The 21,549-nt window shown below is 52.1% G+C and carries 21 protein-coding genes; 15 read left to right on the plus strand and 6 right to left on the minus strand.

Going from position 1 to position 21,549, the window contains the following annotated elements:
* Positions 1 to 104 precede the first annotated feature (104 nt).
* The 14 genes from leuS (at position 105) to lipA (ending at position 15,177) form a co-directional block, all read left to right on the plus strand.
* A complete protein-coding gene (leuS, locus tag J1784_RS23405; protein WP_217151183.1) occupies positions 105 to 2,687 on the plus strand; it encodes a leucine--tRNA ligase in 2,583 nt (860 codons plus the stop codon).
* Positions 2,688 to 2,701: 14 nt separating this feature from the next.
* On the plus strand, positions 2,702 to 3,340 hold the full coding sequence (gene lptE, locus J1784_RS23410; protein WP_217151184.1) for an LPS assembly lipoprotein LptE: 639 nt from the start codon (positions 2,702 to 2,704) through the stop codon (positions 3,338 to 3,340).
* On the plus strand, positions 3,337 to 4,377 hold the full coding sequence (holA, locus tag J1784_RS23415) for a DNA polymerase III subunit delta (protein WP_217151185.1): 1,041 nt from the start codon (positions 3,337 to 3,339) through the stop codon (positions 4,375 to 4,377). The genes lptE and holA overlap by 4 nt, the downstream gene beginning before the upstream one ends.
* 14 nt (positions 4,378 to 4,391) lie before the next feature.
* A complete protein-coding gene (gene nadD / locus J1784_RS23420) occupies positions 4,392 to 5,072 on the plus strand; it encodes a nicotinate-nucleotide adenylyltransferase (RefSeq protein ID WP_217151186.1) in 681 nt (226 codons plus the stop codon).
* 206 nt (positions 5,073 to 5,278) lie between these two features.
* The gene (gene rsfS / locus J1784_RS23425) at positions 5,279 to 5,596 is read left to right on the plus strand and encodes a ribosome silencing factor (RefSeq protein WP_015698163.1); all 318 of its coding nucleotides are present in this window, start codon (positions 5,279 to 5,281) and stop codon (positions 5,594 to 5,596) included.
* Between the two features lie 3 nt (positions 5,597 to 5,599).
* Complete coding sequence (rlmH, locus tag J1784_RS23430) at positions 5,600 to 6,070, plus strand: 23S rRNA (pseudouridine(1915)-N(3))-methyltransferase RlmH (protein ID WP_112287631.1); 471 nt, start codon at positions 5,600 to 5,602, stop codon at positions 6,068 to 6,070.
* A gap of 38 nt (positions 6,071 to 6,108) precedes the next feature.
* The gene (mrdA, locus tag J1784_RS23435; protein ID WP_217151187.1) at positions 6,109 to 8,013 is read left to right on the plus strand and encodes a peptidoglycan DD-transpeptidase MrdA; all 1,905 of its coding nucleotides are present in this window, start codon (positions 6,109 to 6,111) and stop codon (positions 8,011 to 8,013) included.
* Positions 8,014 to 8,019: 6 nt separating this feature from the next.
* Positions 8,020 to 9,132, plus strand: a complete 1,113-nt coding sequence (gene mrdB, locus J1784_RS23440; RefSeq protein WP_120506287.1) for a peptidoglycan glycosyltransferase MrdB — start codon at positions 8,020 to 8,022, stop codon at positions 9,130 to 9,132.
* Positions 9,133 to 9,141: 9 nt separating this feature from the next.
* Positions 9,142 to 10,290, plus strand: a complete 1,149-nt coding sequence (gene rlpA / locus J1784_RS23445) for an endolytic peptidoglycan transglycosylase RlpA (protein ID WP_217151188.1) — start codon at positions 9,142 to 9,144, stop codon at positions 10,288 to 10,290.
* 157 nt (positions 10,291 to 10,447) lie between these two features.
* The gene (gene dacA / locus J1784_RS23450; protein ID WP_217151189.1) at positions 10,448 to 11,656 is read left to right on the plus strand and encodes a D-alanyl-D-alanine carboxypeptidase DacA; all 1,209 of its coding nucleotides are present in this window, start codon (positions 10,448 to 10,450) and stop codon (positions 11,654 to 11,656) included.
* Positions 11,657 to 11,780: 124 nt separating this feature from the next.
* Positions 11,781 to 12,044, plus strand: a complete 264-nt coding sequence (gene ybeD / locus J1784_RS23455; protein WP_013576500.1) for a DUF493 family protein YbeD — start codon at positions 11,781 to 11,783, stop codon at positions 12,042 to 12,044.
* A 72-nt stretch (positions 12,045 to 12,116) separates the two neighbouring features.
* On the plus strand, positions 12,117 to 12,800 hold the full coding sequence (lipB, locus tag J1784_RS23460; RefSeq protein WP_217151190.1) for a lipoyl(octanoyl) transferase LipB: 684 nt from the start codon (positions 12,117 to 12,119) through the stop codon (positions 12,798 to 12,800).
* A 164-nt stretch (positions 12,801 to 12,964) separates the two neighbouring features.
* A complete protein-coding gene (locus J1784_RS23465; RefSeq protein WP_217151191.1) occupies positions 12,965 to 13,903 on the plus strand; it encodes a YbeF family transcriptional regulator in 939 nt (312 codons plus the stop codon).
* Positions 13,904 to 14,211: 308 nt separating this feature from the next.
* Complete coding sequence (gene lipA, locus J1784_RS23470; RefSeq protein WP_095921145.1) at positions 14,212 to 15,177, plus strand: lipoyl synthase; 966 nt, start codon at positions 14,212 to 14,214, stop codon at positions 15,175 to 15,177.
* Positions 15,178 to 15,299: 122 nt separating this feature from the next.
* Here lipA and tatE read toward each other — a convergent pair whose 3' ends face one another.
* Positions 15,300 to 15,506, minus strand: a complete 207-nt coding sequence (tatE, locus tag J1784_RS23475; protein ID WP_120506292.1) for a twin-arginine translocase subunit TatE — start codon at positions 15,504 to 15,506, stop codon at positions 15,300 to 15,302.
* A 257-nt stretch (positions 15,507 to 15,763) separates the two neighbouring features.
* Here tatE and J1784_RS23480 point away from each other — a divergent pair, with 257 nt between their 5' ends.
* On the plus strand, positions 15,764 to 16,828 hold the full coding sequence (locus J1784_RS23480) for a diguanylate cyclase (RefSeq protein ID WP_217151192.1): 1,065 nt from the start codon (positions 15,764 to 15,766) through the stop codon (positions 16,826 to 16,828).
* 32 nt (positions 16,829 to 16,860) lie between these two features.
* Here the strand turns inward: J1784_RS23480 and J1784_RS23485 are convergent, their stop codons facing one another.
* From J1784_RS23485 to J1784_RS23505, 5 genes are all read right to left on the minus strand, one after another.
* Positions 16,861 to 17,658 (minus strand): amino acid ABC transporter ATP-binding protein, encoded by a 798-nt coding sequence (locus tag J1784_RS23485; protein ID WP_238485687.1) that lies wholly within the window; start codon positions 17,656 to 17,658, stop codon positions 16,861 to 16,863.
* Positions 17,655 to 18,638: an amino acid ABC transporter permease gene (locus J1784_RS23490; RefSeq protein ID WP_217151193.1), complete on the minus strand. Its 984-nt coding sequence runs from the start codon at positions 18,636 to 18,638 to the stop codon at positions 17,655 to 17,657. The genes J1784_RS23485 and J1784_RS23490 overlap by 4 nt, the downstream gene beginning before the upstream one ends.
* Complete coding sequence (locus J1784_RS23495) at positions 18,635 to 19,543, minus strand: ABC transporter substrate-binding protein (RefSeq protein WP_217151194.1); 909 nt, start codon at positions 19,541 to 19,543, stop codon at positions 18,635 to 18,637. The genes J1784_RS23490 and J1784_RS23495 overlap by 4 nt, the downstream gene beginning before the upstream one ends.
* Before the next feature lie 202 nt (positions 19,544 to 19,745).
* The gene (locus tag J1784_RS23500; protein WP_217151195.1) at positions 19,746 to 20,540 is read right to left on the minus strand and encodes a deaminated glutathione amidase; all 795 of its coding nucleotides are present in this window, start codon (positions 20,538 to 20,540) and stop codon (positions 19,746 to 19,748) included.
* Positions 20,541 to 20,584: 44 nt separating this feature from the next.
* The gene (locus J1784_RS23505) at positions 20,585 to 21,541 is read right to left on the minus strand and encodes a substrate-binding domain-containing protein (protein WP_338019941.1); all 957 of its coding nucleotides are present in this window, start codon (positions 21,539 to 21,541) and stop codon (positions 20,585 to 20,587) included.
* Positions 21,542 to 21,549 lie beyond the last annotated feature (8 nt).

The following is a 21,549-nucleotide window of genomic DNA, read 5'->3' on the forward strand; positions in this document are numbered from 1 at the left end:
TGTTGTTGCACCATCCGCTTATCAGCTATGCTATGCGGATCTTTTGATTAAAACTTTTTGAGCTACAGGCGTAGCTGTTTTCACTCACAGGACCACCGGCCGCCATGCAAGAGCAATACCGTCCAGAAGACATCGAGTCACACGTTCAGCTTCACTGGCAAGAGAAGCAAACCTTCAAAGTTACCGAACAGCCTGGCAAGGAGAAATATTACTGCCTCTCCATGTTGCCTTACCCGTCGGGTCGTCTCCATATGGGACACGTGCGCAACTACACCATCGGTGACGTGATTTCCCGTTATCAGCGTATGCTCGGCAAAAACGTTCTGCAGCCAATCGGCTGGGATGCTTTCGGCCTGCCTGCTGAAGGTGCTGCGGTGAAAAACAACACTGCGCCTGCGCCGTGGACGTACGAAAACATCGAATACATGAAGAACCAGCTTAAACTGCTGGGCTTCGGCTATGACTGGGATCGCGAAGTGGCGACCTGCAAACCGGATTATTACCGCTGGGAACAATGGTTCTTCACCAAGCTGTACGAAAAAGGCATGGTTTATAAGAAGACTTCCGCGGTGAACTGGTGTCCGCATGACCTGACCGTTCTGGCGAATGAACAGGTTATCGACGGCTGCTGCTGGCGTTGTGATACCAAAGTAGAACGCAAAGAAATCCCTCAGTGGTTTATCAAAATCACCGATTACGCCGATCAGTTGCTTAATGATCTGGACACGCTGGAAAGCTGGCCGGAGCAGGTGAAAACCATGCAGCGCAACTGGATTGGCCGTTCTGAAGGCGTGGAAATTACTTTTGACGTGGCAGACAGCGACGAAAAAGTGACGGTCTACACCACCCGTCCGGACACTTTCATGGGCGCGACCTATGTGGCTGTTGCTGCCGGTCATCCGCTGGCACAGCTGGGCGCACAGAACAATCCTGCACTGAACGAGTTCATCGACGAATGCCGTAATACCAAAGTTGCCGAAGCAGAAATGGCGACAATGGAGAAAAAAGGCATGGCGACAGGTCTGTATGCCATTCACCCGCTGTCCGGTGAAAAGCTGCCTATCTGGGCCGCCAACTTCGTTCTGATGGAATACGGCACCGGCGCAGTCATGGCGGTTCCGGGCCATGACCAGCGTGACTGGGAATTTGCGACTAAATATGGCCTGCAAATTAAACCGGTTATCCTGAACCTTGACGGCAGCCAGCCGGAAGTCACCACAGAAGCGATGACCGAGAAAGGCGCATTGTTCAATTCAGGTGAATTCGACGGTCTGAACCATGAAGACGGCTTCAATGCCATTGCAGACAAACTGGTCGCACTGGGCGTGGGTCAGCGCAAAGTAAATTACCGTCTGCGCGACTGGGGTGTTTCCCGTCAGCGTTACTGGGGTGCGCCAATCCCGATGATTACGCTGGAAGACGGTACCGTTATTCCTACGCCAGAAGATCAGCTGCCGGTTATTCTGCCGGAAGACGTCGTGATGGATGGCATCACCAGCCCGATTAAAGCCGATCCTGAGTGGGCGAAAACCACCGTGAACGGTATTCCGGGTCTGCGTGAAACCGACACTTTCGATACCTTCATGGAATCTTCCTGGTATTACGCGCGTTACACCTGCCCGCAATATGACGAAGGTATGCTGGATCCGGCCGCCGCTAACTACTGGCTGCCCGTTGATCAGTATGTCGGTGGTATTGAACACGCCATCATGCACCTGATGTATTTCCGCTTCTTCCACAAACTGATGCGTGACGCAGGTCTGGTTGATTCCGACGAACCGGCAAAACGTCTGCTGTGTCAGGGTATGGTTCTGGCTGACGCTTTCTACCACACCGGCAGCAACGGCGAGCGTATCTGGGTTTCCCCGACGGATGCCACGGTTGAGCGTGACGAAAAAGGCCGTATCACTAAAGCGACCGATCCACAGGGCCGCGAGCTGGTTTACGCTGGCATGAGCAAGATGTCCAAGTCTAAAAACAACGGCATCGACCCGCAGGTGATGGTGGATAAATACGGCGCCGATACCGTGCGCCTGTTTATGATGTTCGCTTCTCCGGCTGAAATGACCCTGGAATGGCAGGAATCTGGCGTTGAAGGGGCAAACCGCTTCCTGAAACGTGTCTGGAAACTGGCCTTCGAACACACCGGTAAAGGCGCAACCGTTGCTCTGGACGCGGCTTCACTGAACGAAGCGCAAAAAGATCTGCGTCGTGACCTGCACAAAACTATCGCTAAAGTGACCGATGATATCGGCCGTCGTCAGACCTTCAACACTGCTATCGCGGCGGTAATGGAGCTGATGAACAAGCTGGGACGTGCACCTCAGGGGACTGAACAGGATCGTGCGTTGATGCAGGAAGCGTTGCTGGCGGTTGTGCGCATGCTTTATCCGTTCACGCCACACGTTTGCTTCACCCTCTGGCAGTCACTGAAAGGTGAAGGCGATGTCGATACCGCGCCATGGCCGCAGGCTGACGAAAAGGCAATGGTTGAAGACTCTAAGTTGGTCGTGGTACAGGTGAACGGTAAAGTGCGTGCTAAAATCACCGTAGCCGCTGATGCTACCGAGCAGCAAGTGCGCGAGCGTGCGGCAGAAGAGCATTTGGTCGCGAAATATCTGGATGGGGTTACGGTTCGCAAAGTAATCTACGTCCCGGGCAAACTTCTTAACCTGGTTGTAGGTTGAGTCAAGGAGGATCTGTGCGACATCCCTTAGTGACACTGCTGCTGACAGCCGCAGTCATGGTGACAGCAGGTTGCGGATTCCATTTACGTGGAAAAACCAACGTTCCTGACGAACTGCAAACAATTGTTTTAGACAGTGGGGATCCGTATGGTCCGATGACTCGTGATATCAGGACTCAGCTGCGTCTCAGCAATGTGACCATTGTTGAAGATCCAACTACGCAGCAGCGTAAAGATATCCCGTCGCTGCGCATTGGTCCGGAAGTCACTGGCCAGAGTACGGCGTCGATCTTCCAGGACGGCAAAACCGCTGAGTACCAGATGGAAATGAACCTGAGCGCAACGGTTCTGATGCCGGGTAAAGACATTTACCCAATCCACGTGAAAGTGTTCCGTTCGTTCTTTGACAACCCGTTAACGGCGCTGGCAAAAGATAACGAGCAGGACATTATTATCGAGGAAATGCGTCAGCAGGCTGCCCAGCAGCTGATCCGTAAGTTGCTGACCGTTCATGCCTCTGAACTGCACAAAGCAGAAGATGTTGGCGGGCGTCAGGTAGAAGTGATTTCCACCAGTTCATCCGCTAGCACCAAGTCGTCTGAGGATACCAAAGAGGTACCACCCACGACTTCTTCCAGCACATCTGTAAAATGATCCGAGTTTATCCGGAACAACTTGCCGCGCAGCTCCGTGAGGGGCTGCGCGCTTGTTATGTGTTATGTGGCAACGATCCCTTGCTGCTGCAGGAAAGTCAGGACAGCATCCGTAAAGCGGCACAGCTGGCTGATTTCCAGGAGCATTACACTTTTATCATTGATAACCATACGGAATGGGAGTCAATCTTCAGCATCTGTCAGGCACTCAGTCTTTTCGCCAGCCGTCAGACTCTGATGCTTATCCTGCCCGAAAATGGCCCGACAGCGCCGGTAGCTGAACAACTTCTTAAGCTGACGACGTTGTTGCATGATGACATTCTGCTGTTGTTACGTGGAACAAAGCTGACCAAAGCCCAGGAAAACAGCGCGTGGTTTAAAGCGCTGAGTGAGAAAGGTGTTTTTGTCAGTTGTCAGACTCCCGAACAGGCTCAGTTGCCGCGCTGGGTTTCGCGTCGTGCAAAAGAATTATCCCTTGAGCTTGATGAACCCGCCAATCAACTGTTGTGCTATTGCTATGAAGGCAATCTGCTGGCGTTAGCGCAATCTCTGGAACGCCTCTCCCTGCTCTATCCGGATGGCAAACTCACGCTGCCACGTGTCGAAGAAGCCGTGAATGATGCCGCGCACTTTACGCCATATCACTGGCTGGATGCCCTGCTTGCGGGTAAAAGTAAACGCGCCTGGCACATTTTGCGTCAGCTGCAACAGGAAGACAGCGAGCCGGTCATTTTACTGCGCACCGTGCAGCGCGAACTTCTGATGTTGCTGAATCTGAAACGCAAAATGGATACCGCACCGCTTCGCACTTTGTTTGATCAGCAAAAAGTCTGGCAGAACCGCCGGGCACTGGTAACGCAGGCACTGCAACGGCTATCCCTTGAGCAACTTTCTCTGGGCGTGCGTTTGCTGACTCAGATGGAAATTACGCTCAAACAAGATTACGGTCAGTCAGTCTGGGCGGAGCTGGAAAGCCTCTCCATGCTATTATGTGGAAAACCATTACCCACTCAGTTCGCTGGTTTGGGTTCGTATTGAAGTCAGGTATCTGTATGCCGCGTAACGCCTCTCTTACTTCATCCTCCGGCTCTGCACAGTTGCTGGCTTTTTTTGGCGGAACGTTTGATCCAATCCATTACGGTCATCTGAAACCGGTGGCCAGTCTGGCGAAAATCGCCGGGTTTGATCAGGTCATCCTGTTGCCCAATAATGTCCCGCCGCATCGTCCGCAGCCCGAAGCCAGTGCGCAACAGCGTCTGGAAATGGTGAAACTTGCGGTCGCCGCTGAACCATTGTTTTCTGTTGATCCACGCGAACTGACGGTGGACACGCCCTCCTACACCATTGAGACACTTGCAACGTTACGTAAAGAACATGGCGATGATTGCCCGCTGGCGTTTATCATTGGTCAGGATTCATTGCTGACGTTGCACAAATGGCACCGCTGGGAGTCACTGCTGAATTTTTGCCATTTAGTGGTGATGGCGCGACCGGGCTACAAAGAGCAACTCGATACGCCAGAATTGCAGAATTGGTATGACGCCCATAGAGTGACTGACGCTGAAAAGCTCAAACAGAATTCATGCGGATTCATTTATCAGGCCGATACGCCACTGCTGGATATTTCAGCGACTGAAATCCGTCAGCGGCGCCATGCGGGACTTGATTGCTCAGATTTACTGCCAGGTGCTGTTGAGCACTATATAGAATCGCAGGGCTTGTACCGCCAGTAGCGAACGCGTGCTATACTGCGCCGCTTAATTTCGGCTCTCGATAACGCTGCGTCACTGACCAATACAATGTATTGATTGTTAAACGTTTTAAGCTGTTTTCCTGATAACCGCTATGTTTATCCATCATGAGACTGACTCTCGCTTCGGTGCCGCACCGGCGAACGTCTTGTGGTGTCAATTGTTTCAAACATCCCCAGGGGGAACCTTTGCAAGGTAAAGCGCTCCAAGATTTTGTTGTCGATAAAGTCGACGACCTGAAAGCACAAGACATCATCGCCATTGATGTTAAAGGTAAATCAAGCATCACTGACTGCATGATTATTTGTACCGGTACATCCAGCCGCCATGTTATGTCCATCGCCGGACATCTGGTTGAAGAAATTAAAGCCGTCGGCCTTGATGCGATGGGCGTGAAAGGCATTAACGAAGCTGACTGGGTCGTTGTCGATCTGGGCGAAGTCATCGTTCACGTTATGCAGGAAGAAAGCCGCCAGTTGTATGAGCTTGAGAAACTCTGGGGCTGATGCGTGAAGCTGCAACTTGTCGCCGTCGGCACTAAAATGCCCGACTGGGTACAAACTGGCTTTAATGATTATCTGCACCGCTTCCCTAAGGACATGCCGTTTGAACTGACTGAGGTTCCGGCAGGGAAGCGCGGTAAGAACGCAGATATCAAACGCATTCTTGAGAAAGAAGGCGAGCTGATGCTGGCCGCTGTCGGAAAAGGGAATCGCATCGTGACGCTGGATATTCCAGGGACACCGTGGGAAACCCCGCAACTGGCACAACAACTGGAACGCTGGAAACAGGACGGACGAAATGTCAGCCTGCTGATCGGCGGTCCGGAAGGATTAGCTCCGGCCTGCAAGGCTGCGGCGGAACAGAGCTGGTCGCTCTCTCCGTTGACACTTCCTCACCCGCTGGTTCGGGTTCTGGTCGCGGAAAGTCTTTACCGTGCCTGGAGTATTACCACTAATCATCCATACCACCGCGAATAACGGGTGGTGAATGTCAGCAACATGAATTAAGTAGTGGGATGAAAATAGATCGTAACCCTTTTCGCGACTATACGGCTGAATCAGCCCTCTTTGTGCGCCGTGCACTGGTGGCGTTCATCGGCATTCTGCTACTTAGCGGTGTCCTGGCCTTCAATCTCTATAACCTGCAAATTGTCCGGTTTCAGGATTACCAAACCCGTTCTAATGATAACCGCATTAAGCTGGTGCCGATTGCGCCAAGCCGCGGCATTATCTATGACCGTAACGGCACCCCGCTGGCGCTGAACCGGACTATTTATCAGCTGGAACTGGTGCCGGAAAAGGTCGACGATTTGCAGGCTACACTCGATGGCCTCAGGCCGATTGTTGATCTCACCGATGATGATATCGACAATTTCAAAAAAGAACGTCAGCGCTCGCGGCGTTTTACTTCTATCGCGGTGAAAACGGCTCTGACCGAAGTTCAGGTTGCGCGTTTCTCCGTGAACCAGTTTCATTTCCCCGGCGTTGAAGTCAAAGGCTATCAGCGTCGCTATTATCCTTACGGTTCCGCACTGACGCACGTGATCGGCTATGTGTCGAAAATTAACGACCGCGACGTGGAACGTCTGGATAAAGACGGCATTCTCGCCAACTACGCGGCGACGCACGACATCGGTAAGCTTGGCATTGAGCGTTATTACGAAGAGACCCTGCACGGTAAAACCGGTTACGAAGAGGTTGAAGTTAATAACCGTGGCCGCGTTATACGTCAGCTTCATGAAGAACCGCCTCAGGCCGGGAAAGATATTTATCTGACCATCGACCTGCCGTTGCAGCAATATATTGAAGTGCTGCTGACCGGCAGTCGCGCCGCCGTAGTCGTCACTGACCCGCGTGATGGTGCTATCCGCGCGCTGGTGTCTAACCCAAGTTATGATCCCAACTTATTTGTCGACGGCATCTCGAGCAAAGATTACAGCACATTACTCAATGATCCGAACAAGCCGCTGATTAACCGTACCACGCAGGGTGTTTATCCGCCGGCCTCGACCGTAAAACCGTACATTTCAGTATCAGCACTGACCTCTGGCGTGATCACTAAAAACACGTCGCTGTTCGATCCGGGCTGGTGGCAGTTGCCGGGCTCAGACAAGCGTTATCGTGACTGGAAACACTGGGGTCATGGTCGTCTGAACGTCACCAAAGCACTTGAGGAATCGGCTGATACCTTCTTCTATCAGGTGGCTTATGATATGGGGATCGACCGTCTTTCCGAGTGGATGGGCAAATTTGGGTACGGGCATTACAGCGGCATCGATTTATCGGAAGAACGTAGCGGTAATATGCCAAACCGTGACTGGAAGTTTAAGCGCTTCAAGAAACCGTGGTATCAGGGTGACACCATTCCGGTAGGTATCGGTCAGGGTTACTGGACCGCTACGCCAATACAAATCATGAAAGCCATGACCACGCTGATTAACGACGGTGATGTCAAAACGCCGCATTTGCTGCTGAGTACCAAAGTGGAGGGCCAGCAGGTGCCGTATAAACAGCAGGAAACCACCCAAATTGGTGATATCCATTCCGGCTACTGGGAAATCGCCAAAGACGGAATGTACGGCGTAGCTAACCGTCCGAACGGGACAGCGCGCAAATATTTTGCTGATGCGCCTTACAAAGCGGCGGCTAAATCCGGGACAGCACAAGTTTACGGTTTGAAAGCCAATGAAATCTATAATGCGCATAAAATCGCTGAGCATCTGCGTGACCATAAGCTGATGACCTCTTTTGCACCGTATGACAAACCGACCGTGGCCGTGGCCGTAGTGCTGGAAAACGGTGGTGCAGGTCCGGCAGTGGGCACAATTTCCCGCCAGATACTCGACCATATTTTATTGGGCGACAATACGACACAATTACCGGCTGACGCGCCAGCGCCGCCGGGAACCGAAGGTGATTAACCGTCAATGACTGAGAACCAACAGAAAAGATCATTGTGGTCGAAAATGCATATCGACCTGACAATGTTGCTGATCGTACTGGCGCTGCTGACTTACAGTGCGTTTGTCATGTGGAGCGCCAGCGGTCAGGACATGGGCATGATGGAACGTAAAATCGGGCAGATCCTGATGGGCCTGGTGATCATGCTGGTCATGGCGCAAATCCCGCCGCGCGTTTATGAAAGCTGGGCGCCCTATCTCTATATCTTCTGCGTATTCCTGTTAGTGCTGGTGGACGCCTTCGGCAGTATCAGTAAAGGGGCACAACGCTGGCTGGATCTGGGAATTATCAAATTCCAGCCATCGGAGCTGGCGAAAATCGCCGTGCCTTTGATGGTCGCGCGCTTTATCAACCGCGACGTCTGTCCTCCATCACTGAAAAATACCGCCATCGCACTGGCGCTGATCTTCATCCCTACCCTGCTGGTGGCCGCACAGCCCGATCTGGGCACCTCGATTCTGATTGCCGCTTCTGGTCTGTTTGTTCTGTTCCTGTCCGGCATGAGCTGGAAACTGATCGCCGTTGCCGCCATTCTTGTTGCGGCGTTTATCCCGATTTTGTGGTTCTTCCTGATGCACGATTATCAGCGCGACCGCGTGATGATGCTGCTGGATCCCGAAAGCGATCCGCTTGGGGCGGGCTATCATATTATTCAGTCGAAAATCGCCATCGGTTCGGGCGGACTTTCCGGCAAAGGCTGGCTGCACGGTACGCAGTCACAGCTGGAATTCCTGCCTGAACGACACACCGACTTTATCTTTGCTGTACTGGCTGAAGAACTGGGTCTGATTGGCGTGCTGGTGCTGCTGGGGCTGTACCTGTGCCTCATCATGCGCGGACTGGTGATTGCCGCCAATGCCCAAACCACTTTCGGTCGCGTCATGTCCGGCGGACTGATGCTGATCCTGTTCGTTTATGTCTTTGTTAACATCGGCATGGTCAGTGGCATTGTCCCGGTAGTTGGGGTACCTTTGCCTCTGGTCAGCTATGGCGGGTCAGCACTCATCGTGCTAATGGCAGGGTTTGGTATCGTCATGTCGATACATACTCATCGAAAAATGTTGTCAAAAAATTTATAGAGGTGAGCAATGCGTAAGGAGTGGCTTGGAGCTGTCATTATCGGTTTGCTGTTAAGTGGTTGTGCCACTGACGATACCCAGCAACAACAACCGGCACCGCAACAAGCCTACAACGGCCCTGTGGTGGAAATCGGCGGGGCTGATCCGCGTTACGAACCTTATAATCAGGGCACGATGCAGGATTATACCGTTAACGGTAAAACCTATAAGATTATCAAAGACCCGTCCAATTTTTCTCAGGTCGGCCAGGCTGCCTGGTATGGCCAGGAAAATGGCGGCAATATGACCGCTATCGGTGAAGAATTCGACCCGACCGCCATGACTGCCGCACACCCGACGTTACCTATTCCAAGCTATGTTCGCGTCACGAATATGGCAACTGGCCGTATGCTGGTCGTGCGTGTTAACGACCGTGGCCCTTATGTGCCGGGCAAAATCATTGACCTGTCTCAGGCTGCAGCAGATCGTCTGAACCTGACCAACAGCACCAAAGTCCGTATCGATTTCATTAACGTGGCACCCGATGGCACCCTGTCTGGCCCCGGTACGATTGGTACGACTGTCGCTAAACAATCTTACGCCCTGCCGTCACGTCCGAGTTTAGGTGCCAGCAGCATGGGTACGCCGACGCTGAGCGCTCAGCCGGTCGATACGTCTGATGTGCGTCCGATCAGCAACAGCACCCTGAGCAATCCGAATGCTGCGCCATTAACCAATGACGAAGATAACACCGGCACAGTCGCCTCAGCACCCGCGTCGACCACCCAGTCGGGTAACAGTGGCGGCGGGTTTCTGAGCGCGCCAACGCCTCTGCGTCAGGGTGTGTTAGAAGGCAGTGAACCTGTCGCAGCACCAGTTGCTGTCGCCAGTGCCGCGCCGGTAGCCGCTGCTGCAGCCTCCGCAGCACCTGCTCATACCACTGCCGTTCCGTCTTCCGGCTATATGGTTCAGGTTGGCGCGCTGAGTAATCCTCAGAACGCACAGTTGTGGCAAAAAAGCCTCAGCCAGCGTTTCTCTGTTCCGGGTAAAGTCCAGGCGAACGGCAGTACCTACCGCGTGCAGCTAGGCCCGTTCAGCACCCGCCAGCAGGCCGAACAGCTGAAACAGCGACTTGCCAGCGAGGCCCAGCAGCAGTCTTTCGTCACTGCCAGTATGTAATTTCGAAATACGGGGCTACGGCCCCGTTCTTATAAGTACTATTAACTTATAAGTAAAAGTCAGTAAGCGCTGGTAATCGAAGATGTCTGACTTATGACTCTTCTGCTATAGTGGCGCACGTTTATCACTTACTCCCACGGATGTTGTTGTCCCGATCATGAAACTTGTAAATACTTCACGTTTAGTCAAAAGCCTCGCATTTGGCACCGTAATCACTTTCAGTGCAGCGTCCGCCTATGCCGACGATGTTAATTTAAAAACAATGATCCCTGGCGTTCCGCAAATTGATGCTGAAGCCTATGTCCTGATCGACTACAACTCCGGTAAAGTTCTGGCAGAAATGAATGCCGACGCACGCCGCGACCCTGCCAGCCTGACAAAAATGATGACCAGTTATGTTATTGGTCAGTCCATCAAAGCTGGCAAAATCTCCCCGACGGATATCGTGACCGTCGGTCAGGACGCCTGGGCAACCGGTAATCCGGTGTTCAAAGGCTCTTCCCTGATGTTCTTAAAACCAGGCGATCGCGTGCCGGTTTCTGAGCTGAACCGCGGGATCATCCTGCAATCAGGTAACGACGCCTGTGTGGCGATGGCAGACCACGTTGCCGGCAGTCAGGACGCTTTCGTCGCGATCATGAACAACTACGTGAACGCGCTGGGTCTGAAAAATACCCATTTCGGTACCGTGCATGGTCTTGATGCTGCGGGCCAGTACAGCTCCGCTCGCGATATGGCGCTGATTGGTCAGGCGCTGATACGTGATGTGCCGGAAGAATACGCCACCTACAAAGAGAAAGAATTCACCTTCAACAATATCCGCCAGATGAACCGTAATGGTTTGCTGTGGGATAACAGCCTGAACGTGGATGGCATTAAAACCGGTCATACGGATTCGGCAGGTTATAACCTGGTGGCTTCCGCGACTGAAGGCCAGATGCGTCTGATCTCTGCCGTCATGGGCGGTCATACTTACAAAGGCCGTGAAGTTGAAAGTAAAAAGCTGCTGACCTGGGGCTTCCGCTTCTTCGAAACCGTTTCTCCCCTGAAAGCCGGTAAAGAGTTTGCGTCTGAACCAGTCTGGTTTGGCGATACCGACCGTGTTGCGCTGGGTGTCGAGAAAGATGCTTACCTGACGATTCCACGTGGCCGCATGAAAGACCTGAAAGCCAGCTATGTGCTGAACACCCCTGAACTGCACGCTCCATTGCAGAAAAATCAGGTGGTCGGCTCAATCAACTTCCAGCTTGATGGCAAAACGATTGATGAGCGCCCTCTGGTGGTCATGAACGAAGTGAAAGAAGGCGGCTTCTTTGGTCGCATCGTGGATTACATCAAACTGATGTTCCACCACTGGTTCGGCTAAGTTGCTGCTTGAAAAAGTTTGCAACAATCCCCATATAACCGGTATAGATTATGGCTCCCGCTACGGCGGGAGTTATACTTTCAGAGACAAAACTTAATACGCTGTACAACACGCTGGAGTGCACATGAAAACCAAACTGAACGAACTGCTCGAATTCCCTTGTCCCTTTACTTACAAAGTAATGGGCCTGGCACAACCCGAGTTGGTGGACCAGGTTGTGGAAGTCGTGCAACGCCATGCGCCTGGCGACTACAATCCTCAGGTAAAACCGAGCAGTAAAGGGAATTACCACTCCGTTTCTATTACGATCACTGCCACCCACATCGATCAGGTCGAGACCTTATACGATGAGCTGGGCAATATCGAAATTGTCCGCATGGTGCTGTAAGCCCTTTCTGACCGATACGCGCGGGAGCCAGTTTTCGCGCGTTTTCCCCTTCCCTGACTGACGATAACTGCCGTGCAACCATATAACCCGCAAGAACGTATCGTACTGCGCCAGCTTGGCCTTCAGCCTTATGAACCGGTTTCTCTGGCCATGCATCATTTCACTGAACACCGCACCGCTGACTCGCTTGACGAGATCTGGCTGGTTCAGCATCCGCGCGTTTTTACGCAAGGTCAGGCAGGTAAAGCTGAGCATGTTCTGATGCCGGGCGATATTCCTGTTATCCAGAGCGATCGCGGTGGTCAGGTGACCTATCACGGTCCCGGTCAGCAGGTGATGTATGTCATGGTTGATCTCAAGCGCAAAAAACTCGGCGTCCGTCAGTTAGTCACGGCAATCGAACAAACTGTGGTAGATACCCTGGCGCATTTCTCTATCGACGCTTATCCGCGTGCCGACGCGCCGGGTGTGTACGTCGATGGCAAAAAGATTTGTTCGCTCGGGCTGCGCATCCGTAAAGGCTGCTCGTTACATGGTCTGGCGCTGAATATTGATATGGATCTGGAGCCTTTCCACCGTATTAATCCGTGTGGATATGCCGGTCTTGAAATGACTCAGGCCAGTCTGGAAAAGCCGGGATTAACGGTCGATCAGGTCATGCCCGTTCTGGTGAAATCTTTTAATCATCGCCTCGATTACCAGCAGGTGGATTATCTGCCGTGGCAAGCCGAACAATACGCGCCACCGGTGCTGTGATTGTCCTTCCAGTTCCCTGACACTGAATAACTTATTACAAGAGTTACGATTCATTTTAATTTAATATCACCACGCTACTTTTCAGCACCTCATCGCTTACGGATAAGCGCACTCCCCGGCCCCTCACTTGCCGGGACAGTCTTCTACACTGTCAGGAATGTTATATGGATAATAAAGATAGCAGTGCCAGTTTGAATAAACTTCGCAGCCTTGATCTTAATTTGCTGACTATTTTTGAAGCGGTTTACCTCAATAAAGGCATTGTACATGCGGCGAATGCACTCAATCTGACACCCTCTTCTGTCAGTCAGTCGATTCAAAAACTTCGTAATATTTTCCCCGACCCGTTATTTATTCGCGACGGACAAGGGATCAGCCCGACTGCCTACGCCACCAATCTGCACAAACATATCAGTCAGGGCTTCAGCTCCATCCTTACCGGTCTCGATTTCACCAGCGATAATGACAAATCCCGCGTGCTGACCATCAGTTGCTACCCGTTTATCGCGCAAATCACCTTTCCGCTGATCCTCAGTGAACTTGAGAAAATCAACAGCCACTACATTCTGCAACACGTGCCTCTTACCGACGCGGAAGATACGCTGATCCAGCATCGTGCAGATTTAGTCATTGATATCAGCCCGCAGTTTAACCGGTCAATAAACAGCATCCGGCTGATGTCAGATAAAACCGTGTTTGTCTGCCGGCAAAATCATCCGACCATCGACAAAACCCTAAGCCAGGAACAGGCCGCCAGCCAGCAGTTCGCCAGCGTGGTGACCAGTATTGGGGATTTAAAACGAATGCAGTTTGAAATAAGCGAGGCATTACCGGAACGCTTTGTCGCCTTCGCCAGTTTTAACGCCATTAATGTGCTTTCGATGGTCGCCGGTACTGATTTGCTGGCAGTTCTGCCGGAACGAATGGTCGATATTTTCATTCCCGCTTTTCCGGTTCAAAAGTTGCAATGTGAAATTCCGGTGCAGCCCTACGACATCCTGATGCTGTATAACAAGTCAGCTAAAAACGATAAAACGCTCAGCAGAATTATTAATGTGATCGGTGAGGCCTTCGTAAGACAGGAAGCGGCGTCAAAGGGATAATTTTCCCCTTCCGGAAAAATATTTACACACCATTAACACCGGGAAACCGAACAAAACATTCGATTATAATTGCTCTATTTTTCAATAGTATAAATGCCTTTTAGATGTGATATTTTTATCATCACGCGGATTTCAGGTTAAAAAATTGCGGCATTTAGCACTTCCGGCCATGACGAAGGGCTGAACGAAGGGATGCTTCAATGATATAATTTCCGCATTATTTCTACTTTTTTTGATGAATCAGCCAGTTCATTGAATGTCCTGAAAAAACTCGGGTAACGAGTGACAAACCTGGAAGCTGCAAGATTATGAGTAAACCGATTCAGATGGAACGCGGCGTCAAATACCGCGATGCAGACAAGATGGCGTTAATCCCGGTGAAAACCGTGGTCAGTGACCGGCAGGAAATGTTACGTAAGCCGGCATGGATGAAAATCAAATTACCTGCCGACTCAACGAAAATTCAGGGCATTAAATCAGCGCTGCGTAAGAACGGCCTGCATTCTGTCTGTGAAGAAGCGGCTTGTCCTAACCTTTCCGAATGCTTTAACCACGGCACCGCGACCTTCATGATCCTGGGCGCCATTTGTACCCGTCGCTGCCCGTTCTGCGATGTGGCACATGGTCGTCCGACCGCACCAGACACCAACGAGCCGGAAAAACTGGCGCAAACCATTTCTGATATGGGCCTGCGTTATGTGGTTATCACTTCCGTTGACCGTGATGATCTGCGCGATGGCGGTGCTCAGCACTTTGCTGATTGCATCACTGCAATCCGTGCGAAAAACCCAACCATCAAAATCGAAACGCTGGTACCGGATTTCCGTGGCCGTATGGATCGCGCTCTTGATATTCTCAACGCCAGCCCGCCGGATGTGTTTAACCACAATCTGGAAAACGTACCGCGCGTTTACCGTCAGGTTCGTCCTGGTGCGAACTACGAATGGTCACTGACTTTGCTGCAACGCTTTAAAGAAGCGCACCCGGAAATCCCAACCAAATCAGGTCTGATGGTGGGTCTGGGCGAAACGAACGAAGAAATTATCGAAGTGATGCGCGATCTGCGCCGCCACGGAGTGACCATGCTGACACTGGGCCAGTACTTACAGCCAAGCCGTCACCATTTGCCCGTTCAGCGTTACGTGAGCCCGGAAGAATTCGATCAAATGAAAGAAGCGGCGATGGAAATGGGCTTCACCCATGCTGCCTGCGGTCCGTTTGTGCGTTCTTCTTATCACGCCGATCTGCAAGCCAAAGGCTTAGAAGTTAAATAAAGTCAGACGTAGCGCTCAGGGGCTGCGTTTTAATATTTTGTTACTTTTTATCGCAGAAAACAAAAAAGGTTGTTCGTGAGAACAACCTTTTTTCATGCCAGGAAAACGTAACAGAGTCAGACTTAGTCTTTATGCTCTACGCGTTCAGCCGGTTTTTCTTCTGCTGTTTTTTCAGCAGCTGCCGGAGCCGGATCATCATTCATGGCTTTCTTAAAGCCACGCAGTGCTGCACCCAGGTCGCCGCCCAGAGAACGCAGTTTGCTGGTACCGAACAACAAAACGATCAGCACGCCGACCACCAACAATTTAGTAATACTTAGACCTTCCATACATACCTTCTTTACACTGAGTGCCGGAAAACAGCAGTGACAATTTGTCGCTATTAACGGCCATTCGCGACGTTAATACAACCCGAAAATGTAACAGAACGGATCCAGAACTGTGCGCATTATGACCATAGTGAGCTATTATGAGCGTGAATAGCCTGGTCATAAAGTAATTCTGTCTTTATTTACAGCAAAACGACTTCGTCTTTGATTTCGACCCGTTTTATCAACCCGGGTTTGCTAACCCTTAATGAGAACCGATGCCGAAAAAGCTTCATACGACTCTGGTTAACGATACTCATCATTCCGGACTGCGTTTTGCGAAACGGACTTACCTGCCCCGCATTGTCGGACTGGGAACAGGATGTTTTTGTGTCGGCTCGGTGATGATTGAACATTCAACGTCCGGCTGGCTGTGGCTTTTACTGTTTTTCAACGGATTTATCTGGCCGCATCTTGCCTACTGGAAAGCAAAAAAATCGGCGACACCATTTAAAAGCGAAATTCATAACCTGCAGATTGACGCGATTTTCGGCGGCATCTGGATAGCCGTGATGGGATTCAACGCCCTGCCCTCGGCGACCATTTTCGCCATGATGGGCATGAATAATATCTCGGCAGGCGGCAAAACCTTATTCTCTCGTTGCGTTATCGCGCAGATTACCGTTGCGCTGGCATTACTGTGGATAGCGAAGCTGCCTTTCCTGCCCGAAACCTCACCGTTCCAGCTTTATCTTTGTTTGCCGATGATCATGATTTACCCGATTTTCCTCGGTAATGTCACATACAGGACATCGAGAAAACTCGCCGAACACAAACAGGCGATTATGCAGATAAGCGTGCGGGATGGTCTGACAGGGCTTTATAACCGCCGACACTGGGAATCGCTGCTGCAAACTGAACTGGAGAGTTTTCGACGCTACCGGCACAAAACCACGCTGGTGCTGATTGATATCGACCACTTCAAGAGCATCAACGATAACTACGGCCACAGCGTTGGCGATCAGGCCATTATTTTGCTGGCTCAGGAACTACAACAAACCATGCGCACCGCGGATATTATCGGACGTTTCGGTGGAGATGAATTTGCGGCGATTTTACCGCACAGCACCAAACTTCAGGCGAAACGGGCGACCGAGCGGCTGCAAAGCCGCCTGGCCAACAGCCTGTTTCCGCATCATCCCGAATTACTGATCCACATCAGCGCAGGTATAGCCGAATGCGATGATGCGCAGGAAACGCCGACACACTGGCTGAATGCCGCTGATAATGCCCTGTACATCGCGAAGAAAAACGGGCGGAACCGGGTCGAGATTGCCGATTAGAACTAACGCTTTCCCGGTTTCAACCCGTAATTTCAGATGAAGCGGCTGAGGAAAGCCTGCGTGCGCGGATGCTGAGGATTGACCAGCACCTCATCCGCCGCGCCCTGCTCCACTACCACTCCACGATCCATAAACACCACACGATCCGCCGCTTCTTTTGCAAAACCAATTTCATGGGTGACGACAATCATCGTCAGTCCTTGCTGCGCCAGATCCCGCATGGTGGCTAATACTTCGCCTACCAGTTCCGGATCCAGTGCGGAAGTCGGCTCATCAAACAACATCAGCTTAGGTTTCACCGCCAGCGCACGGGCAATCGCCACACGCTGTTGTTGTCCACCGGAAAGATGACGCGGATACGCATCCGCCTTATCGCTCAGGCCGACTTTTTGCAGCAATTCGCGGGCGTACTTCTCGGCTTCCTGACGGCTTTCTTTATGCACGCCGACCGGAGCTTCAATAATGTTTTGCAGCACGGTCATGTGCGGATAAAGATTGAATTGCTGAAACACCATGCCGATATCCCGGCGCTGGCGCGCAATGGCCCGTTCTGACAATTTGTGCAAACGGTCGCCGCGCAGCTCATAACCAATCTGCTCACCGCCCACCATAATAGAGCCGCGATCGATATCTTCCAGATGATTGATGCAGCGCAGGAAGGTCGATTTACCTGAGCCGGAGGGCCCGAGGATCACCACCACTTCGCTGGGTTTCACATCCAGATCAATCCCTTTCAGCACTTCATTATCGCCGTAACTTTTATGCACGTTTCGGGCGGTTACCAGTGATGCCGGTTCGGATGACGGAGTGCCGGAGGGTATTTGACTCATAAGTCCTCCTTGCGGGCCAGGCCCGGCGAGTTAATGATTGGCGCGGTTTTTTGTTCCGCAATGTTCTGACGTCGTTTGGCGTTAGGCAACGTCCGGCGTGTGCCACGGGAATAATAGCGTTCAATCGCGGACTGACCGAGGTTAAGCAACGACGTGATAAACAGATACCAGATCACCGCCACCATCAGCATCGGCACTACTTCAAAGGTACGGTTGTAGATGGTTTGCACCGAATATAACAAGTCGCCCATAGCGATAACGCTGACCAGCGACGTCGCTTTAATCATGCTGATCAGCTGATTGCCGGTCGGAGGAATGATCGAACGCATCGCCTGCGGAATGATAATCCGGCGCAGCGCGCGACCGCGGCTCATGCCAAATGCCTGCGCGGTTTCGCCCTGACCGTTATCGACCGACAGCAAACCGGCCCGAATGATTTCCGCCATATACGCCGCTTCATTCAGCGCCAGACCCGCAATCGCCGCCGTCAGTGGTGTGATCAGATCATTAGTATTCCAGCTCAAATATTGCGGGCCAAACGGGATACCGATCACCACCCGCGGGAACAGCGTCGACATGTTGTACCAGAATAACAATTGCACCAGCAGCGGCGTACCGCGAAAGAACCAGATATACAATCCTGCTAATCTTCGCAGCAACATGCTGTCAGACAAACGGGCAATCGCCAGCATCAGGCCGATGAACACACCGAGCACCATCGAGACCAAAGTAAGGCCGAGCGTCACACCCAGACCTTTGATCACCGAGCCTTCGGTAAACCACTGCGCCACCACGTGCCATTCGAAATTGGGATTGTGGGACACCGCCCAGAGAACATCAGCGGCAATCAGCAGCACAACTATCCAGGCAATCCAGCGGCCGTAATTACGCGGTGCATGGGAGAACTCAACGTTACGACGTGGATCCTGCGTATAGTCGTCCTTGACTGCCGGCTTAGAACTATACGTTTTATCAGTCATTTAGCCTGCGCCTTTGCCAGGTTGATGCCCGGTGCCGGGATCATATTGCCTTCCAGCCCCCATTTTTTCATGATGATGCCGTACGTGCCGTTATCGAACAGTTTCTGATAACCGGCAAGGATCGCGTCACGTACCGGAGAATCTTTAGCAACCACGGTGCCCTGGAAGATATCGCCGAAACCATTAGATTTGCCGGTGCCGGTCAGTTCAAGCTGACCATTGGCTTTTTCCACGAAGTACGTCAGCGGGGCCTGAGAAGAGAAGAATGCGTCGGAACGGTTTGAGCGCACGGCCAGAATGGACGTCGGCTGATCGCTGAAAGATTGCACAGTCACTGCCGGTTTACCGTCTTTCACGCACACATCCGATTGCTTGCGGATAACCTGTTCAGCTGACCCGCCTGCCATGACGGCAATACGTTTACCGCAGGTGTCATCGAGAGAATTGATTTTTTCCGGGTTGCCTTTACGCACACCAAACACCACGTACTCTTTCACAAAATCGATAAAATCATTTTTTGCCTGACGATCAGGATAATCACCAATTGGGCCGATGCCCATCTGGTAGCGCCCTGCCGCCATCCCGCTGAGGATGCCAGATAATCCACTCACGGAAGCATGTTCAATTTTTACGCCTAATACTTCGGCCAATGCGTGTGCCAGATCAGCGCTTGCGCCGTCCAGACCATTTGCGCCGGTGACGATTTCATAAGGAGGGAATGATCCGTTATTTACCGACGTCATCACGCCAGACTTTTGAATATCCGCAGGCAATTTAGCGTGGATCGCCGGATCCATCGTCTGTGTCGGAATTGTCACATTTTCAGCAGCAAAGGCATTCATGGAAGATACGGAAAGTAATGCAGCAGTCAGAGCAGCAGCCTGACGTAATTTTTTTGCCATCATTCTCTTATTTCCTCTGTCGAAAAAGTCGGTCTGTGAGTTTATGAATGTTGTGTATTTATAGTGTGTGCCTTCCGTGGCGAGTTTCCGGGTGCTTCTTTTCGAAGCTTTTATTTTGCTAATTGTTTTAAAACAAACGCGTTCCCTGGTGAGGCGCGCGGTACTGCATGAAATCAGTCACTGCCGTTGAGGACCGGCAGCGAAATCAGTCCTGGCGTAATTGCGGTAAACTAAAGCGGCGGTTTGCCAGTACCGGTAATACTTTGCGGGCATGCGCCAGACGATCTTTATCCAGTTCGGCAAAGACCAGCGCAGGGGCTTCTGCTGCGCGGGCAATGGCCACACCCAGCGGATCGACCACCATGCTGTTACCGATATTGCGCTCTCCACACTCGCCCACCGCCACCATATAAGTGGTATTTTCCAGCGCGCGCGCCGTGACCAGCACTTCCCAGTGCATTTCTTTCAGCGGGCCTTTCACCCACGCGGCGGGCAGAACCAATACGTCTGCGCCGTCGAGCACCAGACGACGCGCCAGTTCCGGGAAACGCACGTCATAACAGGTCATCAGGCCGACGTTAAAACCCGCAACCTTGACCAGCGGCGGCACTTCATCGCCGGCGGTAACATTTTTTGATTCCTGCGAAGAGAACGCATCATAAAGATGCAGCTTCTGATATTCAGAGATAATTTCACCGTTACGGATTGAAATCAGAACGTTATAGGCACGACCGTCCGGTGCAGGCGTGTGCACACTCATCATGGTAGTCATATGATTGCCACGACTGGCCGCCAGCAACTGGCTGACAAACGGACCGTCCAGAGGTTGTGCCGCTTTCAAAACCAGATCCGGATCGGTGATATCGCGCGCCAGAATGCCTTCCGGCAATACCAGCAGATCTGCGCCCGCTTCCAGCGATTTCGCCATCAGCGAAAGACAGGTTTCAACGTTCGCTTCCCATTCACGGGAAACGGCAAACTGACCTAGTGCAATTTTCATTTTTACTCCCCTGTCGCCTGATGGTTCAGGCAAATGGTTAGGTATTATCGGGCAAAATGCGGGAACAAATCCTGCGGCGTCAGACGCTTAGGCGTCAGTCCCTGCGCATGCAATTCCTGAGCGAAATCGTCGATCATTTTCTCGTTGGCGGCGTAACCGTTTGCATTCCAGTCCGCAGGTAAATCAACGACGGTGCGACGCAAATCGTCCAGCAACCACGGTGTGGTATCCGCATATTTGGCGCGCTTATCCATCCACAGCTGATAAGAACGGTCGATGATTTCACTCAGCGCCTGTGGCAACCACGGATGCTCTTCAGCCAGCGCGGGTTTAATCGCCAGCAGGTGAATGCCGGGGATATAACCGACGCGGTTAAAATAGGCCAGTTCGGCGGCACGGAAATCCGGCTGGAACTGACGGAAACCGGAGTCAGGTTTGAAGAAACCGTCAGGCATGAAGGGCGTGAAAATCGCGTCCAGCCAGCCTTCCTGCAACAATTCCATCATCGGGCGTTCTTCCGGCACCGCTTCAATACGACCTTCACGGCCAAAACCGGCCAGACGATCCACAACCGGGTGCGCGGCAGTCAGACGACCGACATACCAGTTCGCATCTTCTATGCCCACACCTTCCAGCGCCAGTAGTGTACGGGTCCAGGTATTGCCAGAATCCTGCCAGCCGGTCAGACCGATACGCTTGCCTGCCAACTGGGAAAGTTCAGTCAGCGGACTGTCTTCACGGGTGATAATGCAGCGCTGACGGAAACCACGCATCAGGAAATGCGGAATAGCCAGCAAATCAGATTCGCCCCGCGCACGCCCTTGCGCGTAACGACTGAAAGATACTTCGCCCGCATCGTATTTGTCGCTGGTGCCCAGATTATCGACCAGCGTACCCACGCGATCGATTTCAAGATTGAAACCTTCCGGTTTGAGGTCACCTAACGCCAGTGGCGTAAAATAATCCCAGTCACGAACCGCCAGCCTGATGGTAATCGTCACATCTGTCC

It is taken from the genome of Rahnella ecdela (assembly GCF_019049625.1).
In the GTDB taxonomy this organism is placed as follows: domain Bacteria; phylum Pseudomonadota; class Gammaproteobacteria; order Enterobacterales; family Enterobacteriaceae; genus Rahnella; species Rahnella ecdela.